Genomic DNA, 5,398 nt, shown 5'->3' on the forward strand with positions numbered 1-5,398 from the left:
AATTCCTGATGTACGTGTGACCGAAGCAACACTGACATGGTATTGGGTTCAGGACACAACTGTAAACCAGGAAATTACCATCCATAATTACGATTCCTCGGCAGCGAGCGGAAAGGTCATATTCTGGTCGATAGAAGATGTTTATGCCTATTATGTTACTTTCTCCAATCTTCCGTCAGGTGCAGATCTTAACGTGACAATCCCGTTTCAGGTAATAGCACAATCCAGTTCAGTGGGCTTAAAACCAATGGGAATTGAAATTCGGGTCGACCCGCTCGATGAAACATCATTTGCAGGAAGAGTGTCTGTTGATGCAATAGAAAAATACAACAACGATGCTTCACACCTCCCCGATCCTGACGGAGGAGATAATCTTGAACCAAGCGATCTGTACCATTTCCCTTACAATGATGGGTATAGCGAAGACAGATATCGGGTACTATCTGAAGCAGCACTGGCCGTAGATGATACAAATGTTCCTTATGAATCGGCTTACCACGCGATGCAACATGTGAATACAATAATGAATTACACTGAAACTGATTTTTATATCGAATACATAATGTCTGATCTATACACTTTAAAAAATGCCTCCGCAATAGATGGGAAATATATGGGAGTATGTGATGAATTTGCAACACTTTATACTTCATTTACCCGTGCATTAGGAATACCTACACGATTCATGGCATTTACAATGGTGACGCAGGATGGTAATCTTACTGGTCATGCTATAGCTGAATCATGGAATGGAACCACATGGGTACACTCAGATCCAACATGGAACTCATATGATAATCCACAAATTTATAAAAACGTAGGAAATCGTCACATAATTATTACAATCTACGATGATGCAGATGACTCATATTGCACTGTGGACCCGACAGGAGACGGCATTCTCAGGTATGAAGATTTCAGAACTCTCACATATCTCGGAGAAGTTCCGAGGTATAATTAACCTTTTTTTATGTTAAAAAAAATAAATTTCCTGATAATCGCGGCAATAATACTTGTACTTCTTGCCGGTCATGCAAATGCAGTACCTAATCCCCTTCCCGGGGAAGGTAATCACACACTCATTTTGTATGGAGTACATCCAAATGCAAAAAGCAATGAAGTTATTACCTCATTTTTAGCAGAACACCCCGATATCCGGTGGCATGAAAGTGCATATAATGAAACATATGAATATGTTTATGTCACTCCTGTAAATGAATGCAGTGAGCAGTTGATTTACCTGAATAAAATAGGAATTGACGAACGCAGCGAACCGTCGATTGTATCTGTCAGGATTATCGGGTGCGACAAGGTTCTTCCACTTGATCCCTTATTCCAGTTCCCGGAGGTTTTTGAGAATTACCCGTCGCTATCCGGGGACCAGGGCCTTATGGACTACATAGAAGAAAATATCCCGGGCCGCTGTGCGGAGGTGGAAAGAAGCGATTCGGAAACGGATGTTTATTTCATCGACGATACCGGAACTTTTACCGAGTACATCGTAACGATAGGAAAGGGCCTGTTCACGGACAATGCCGCCTATAGTACGTTCATATCAGAGGATTATTTCACGATTAACAAATCCGAAGCACAGGCCGAAGCTCTCGGACAACGCCCGGGCTGGAACCTCACCGGGGAAACGATCCTGAAGATCGACGACGACGTTTTTGCCTGGGAGATCCCGGTGTCAAACGGATCGGGGAAAGATACGATAATTATCCCGGCAGAACTTCGAGAGGGATATTCTGTCATGAAAACCGAGCCGAGAGGAATGCCGGGATTCGACCTGCTTTTGACTATCTGGAGTATTGGAACCGGTTCTATAATTCTTTCCAAAAGAAGAGATTAAAATAAACGGAGAAAATGGAAAAGCAGACTCTAATAGGATGCAGATGGGAGACGGCATTCTCAGATATGAAGATTTCAGAACACTCATCCCTCTCGGAGAAGTTCCGAGGTATAATTAACCTTTTTTTTATGTCGAGAAAAATTAAATTCCTGATAATAACGGCAATAATTCTTGCACTTCTTGTCGGTCATGCAAATGCAGTACCCAATCCCCTTCCCGGGGAAGGCGATCCGAAAGCTATTCTTAATTTATTTCATCCAAATGCAAAAAATAATGAAACGATCTCATCTTTCATAGATAAATACAGCGATTTCAAGTGGCATGAAATCCCATACAACGAAACTTTCGAGTATATCTATCTCACTCCGGCCAACGAGTGCAGTGAGCAACTTGTCTACCTGAATGATGTTCGGGCTGATGAACACAACCGCGAACCGTCGATTGTATCTGTCAGGATTATCGGGTGCGACAAGGTTCTTCCACTTGATCCCTTATTCCAGTTCCCGGAGGTTTTTGAGAATTACCCGTCGCTATCCGGGGACCAGGGCCTTATGGACTACATAGAAGAAAATATCCCGGGCCGCTGTGCGGAGGTGGAAAGAAGCGATTCGGAAACGGATGTTTATTTCATCGACGATACCGGAACTTTTACCGAGTACATCGTAACGATAGGAAAGGGCCTGTTCACGGACAATGCCGCCTATAGTACGTTCATATCAGAGGAGGATTTCACGATTGACAAATCCGAAGCACAGGCCGAAGCTCTCGGACATCGCCCGGGCTGGAACCTCACCGGGGAAACAATCCTGAAGATCGACGACGATGTTTTTGCCTGGGAGATCCCGGTGTCAAACGGATCGGGGGAAGATACGATAATTATCCCGGCAGAGCTTCGCGAGGGAGATTCTATCGTGAAAACCGAACCAAAAGGAATGCCGGGATTCGACCTGACTGCAACCATCCTCGGTATCGGTGCGGTTCTGGTTGTCATAGCCCGGAGAAGAAATTAGATATATACAGATTTTGTTAAAACCGATGCAAGCCCGGATGCGATTTTCAAATTTCCCGGAAAAAGATCTCCACAGCAAAAAAATTATTTCATACAAAATTTTCCGGCAGAATTATTTATGCAGGCATCATAGGATTTTATCGTAGCAAATATCTTCCTGATTACGGGGGTTATATCTATATGAGTAATCTTGAAAATATCCTTAGGGCGATTCCCGGTTATATCCTCGATCCCGCCGGGACATATGAAAAAAACAGAAACACGAATTCCTACCGGTCAATAGTAATACTCCTGATTCTTGATGCGGTCATCGCTCTCCTTTCAGGTCTTTCATTTATAATCTATGAGATTTTGAGCGGTTATTCTACCGGCCCGCGATTATTACTGCCAACTATGGTATTACATATCCTGGTAAACTTTATCCTCATAATCCTGGTAATCGTGGCTGTAATTCATTTTGCTTCAAGATATGAGAACAGGAATGTAAAATTTGTCGACTCCTTCAAAATTTCAATTGTAAGTTATACCTATTATATCGTAGTAATCGCGATATTCAACCTGATAAACGTATTATATACAGCCGGTACGGGCTATAATCCCGGCACCCAGATAAATTTTGCCGATTATCTGGCTCTCATTCTTGCACTGTTGGTTTTTATCCGGGTCTCTGCCGAAGGAATAAAGACATTGCACGGTCTTTCAGGATTGAAATCATATGTAATTGCAATAATCTCAATTGCAGCGGCGAAGATTATCGTATCTCTCGCCTCCTCCCCGATTGGGGACTTCTGTTTATTCGTGGGATTGTGAAGACAGAGGGCCGGATCACCTGAAAGCGGTTTAGACCGTTTCCATGAGACGGTCTATAATCCAAACAGAGGACATGAAAATGACAGAAACCAAACCCAAATTGATGATCGCGGTTTTACTGCTGGCTTCCGCTCTTATTCTCGGAGCAGCCTGTACCGGACTTCTGTCCCATCCGGTGAATTCCCAGACAGGCTCACAGGAAGATACGGTGCTTCCCGTGATGCAGGGGCAGTTCGATTCACTGGTTCTTGATACAAACCTTCCCACATCTCCTGAAGTTATAGCTGTCTATAAAATCAGGTCGATTGATCTGGTTAAGGATGGAGATGAAACAAAAGCCTTCTCGATCAAAAACAGCATTCCATCTGCAACTGAAGCACCCGCTCTTGCAGAGAAGGCTCTTGAGAAATACGGAGGACTACCGGAAGATGCACAACTTGTCGATGCGGTTCCCCGATACCTGAATAAATACAACCTTACAACTGAATCGGTCGAAGAACAACATCCAATCGGAACACAGGTAAGGTATATCCAGATCCTCAATGAACTTCCGGTTATTGGTGCTTCGATCAACATGAACCTCGGAGAAGAAGGTGAGATCATAAAGATCATGAAGGCATGGCCGGAATATGAACAAACAGGAGAAGTGGATATTATCCCGGCTGATAAGGCATACGAAAAACTCAGGAACTCCGAAACCATCGACAGATACCAGGGCACCCTTCCAAAAGGAACTAAAATAACTAAAATTACCCCGGGTTACAAGCTGTACAATCCATGGAAACAGGATAGCGAACCATACTTAAAACCGGTATGGATCTTCTATGCAGTTACAACGTTTGATCCCGAATCCTTCCCACTTATGGTAGATGCAACTGCCTAAATCTCCGCCCACACAGCCGACAGATTCTTTTTACCTGCCATTGTCGGATAATCCAGGATGATTCCATCACAAAATCCGTGGTGCTTTTCAGGATAAGTGAGATAGCGCATTAGAAAAAATCAGCGACTATTTTTAATATTTTTCTGAAATTTTCCCAAAATTTTAGTTCTACTAAATCTAAAAAAAATATCACTCATCAATAAAGTAATTTTTTCATTTTTTTTTAAGCATTGTTCAAGAGCATGGTGAAAATCATTATTATATGTTTACACCATATTTTCAACCGGGGGCGGATGAAGGAGTGATCCTTCACTAAACCCCTTTTCAAAAAAAACCAAAGTATCGGTTAAGTAAAGGACCTGGCCTCAGGGCTCCGATTACCACATCAAACCCTGTTGCCTGGTCTTTCATTTGCCGACTAAACCGGCATCATCTATGTCAGCATTATTGCAGATTAAGGTTTGCATGCCGGTAAAAACTGAAACGAGGTAAAAAAATGAAAACAAAATACGGTATGCGGGCCTTGGGTCTGCTATTGGTAGTGGCACTCGCCGGTGCGATCTTCGTTCCGGGTGTAAATGCTCTTGTTCCTATTAATGCATCAGGAGTATGGCTTGATGATTTTGACTATATGCTTGAACCCGGAGATATTCCGGGAGATAATCCTGAAATTAAGATAACTCCTACAAAAAAGATCGATGAAGACCAGGCTAAATCATATCCCGGTTTAATGATTATGGATTCAAAACGCAAGGAAGAATTTAAAGAAATCGATGCTAAGGTTAAAATTCTCTCAGACGGAAAAATGACACTTTCGGTACCAAATCAGGAAAAAGTCGCAGGTACC

The 5,398-nt window shown here is 42.8% G+C and carries 5 protein-coding genes and 1 pseudogene; all 6 read left to right on the forward strand.

The genetic code is table 11. The features are described 5' to 3' along the window. The coding region (locus METPAY_RS13705; RefSeq protein WP_048153128.1) for a transglutaminase-like domain-containing protein at positions 1-961 on the forward strand (961 nt) is incomplete at its 5' end. A 9-nt stretch (positions 962-970) separates the two neighbouring features. Continuing rightward, the gene (locus tag METPAY_RS13710; protein WP_048153129.1) at positions 971-1,849 is read left to right on the forward strand and encodes a hypothetical protein; all 879 of its coding nucleotides are present in this window, start codon (positions 971-973) and stop codon (positions 1,847-1,849) included. A 128-nt stretch (positions 1,850-1,977) separates the two neighbouring features. Further along, the gene (locus METPAY_RS13715; RefSeq protein WP_048153146.1) at positions 1,978-2,859 is read left to right on the forward strand and encodes a hypothetical protein; all 882 of its coding nucleotides are present in this window, start codon (positions 1,978-1,980) and stop codon (positions 2,857-2,859) included. A 179-nt stretch (positions 2,860-3,038) separates the two neighbouring features. Beyond that, a complete protein-coding gene (locus METPAY_RS13720) occupies positions 3,039-3,668 on the forward strand; it encodes a YIP1 family protein (protein WP_048153130.1) in 630 nt (209 codons plus the stop codon). A gap of 79 nt (positions 3,669-3,747) precedes the next feature. Then, entirely contained in the window at positions 3,748-4,551 is an 804-nt protein-coding gene (locus METPAY_RS13725) for a hypothetical protein (protein ID WP_157199100.1), read from the forward strand. Between the two features lie 496 nt (positions 4,552-5,047). Further along, positions 5,048-5,398 (forward strand): annotated as a pseudogene (locus METPAY_RS15220) (hypothetical protein); the annotation flags it as partial.

The sequence above is a fragment of the Methanolacinia paynteri genome, from assembly GCF_000784355.1.
In the GTDB taxonomy this organism is placed as follows: domain Archaea; phylum Halobacteriota; class Methanomicrobia; order Methanomicrobiales; family Methanomicrobiaceae; genus Methanolacinia; species Methanolacinia paynteri.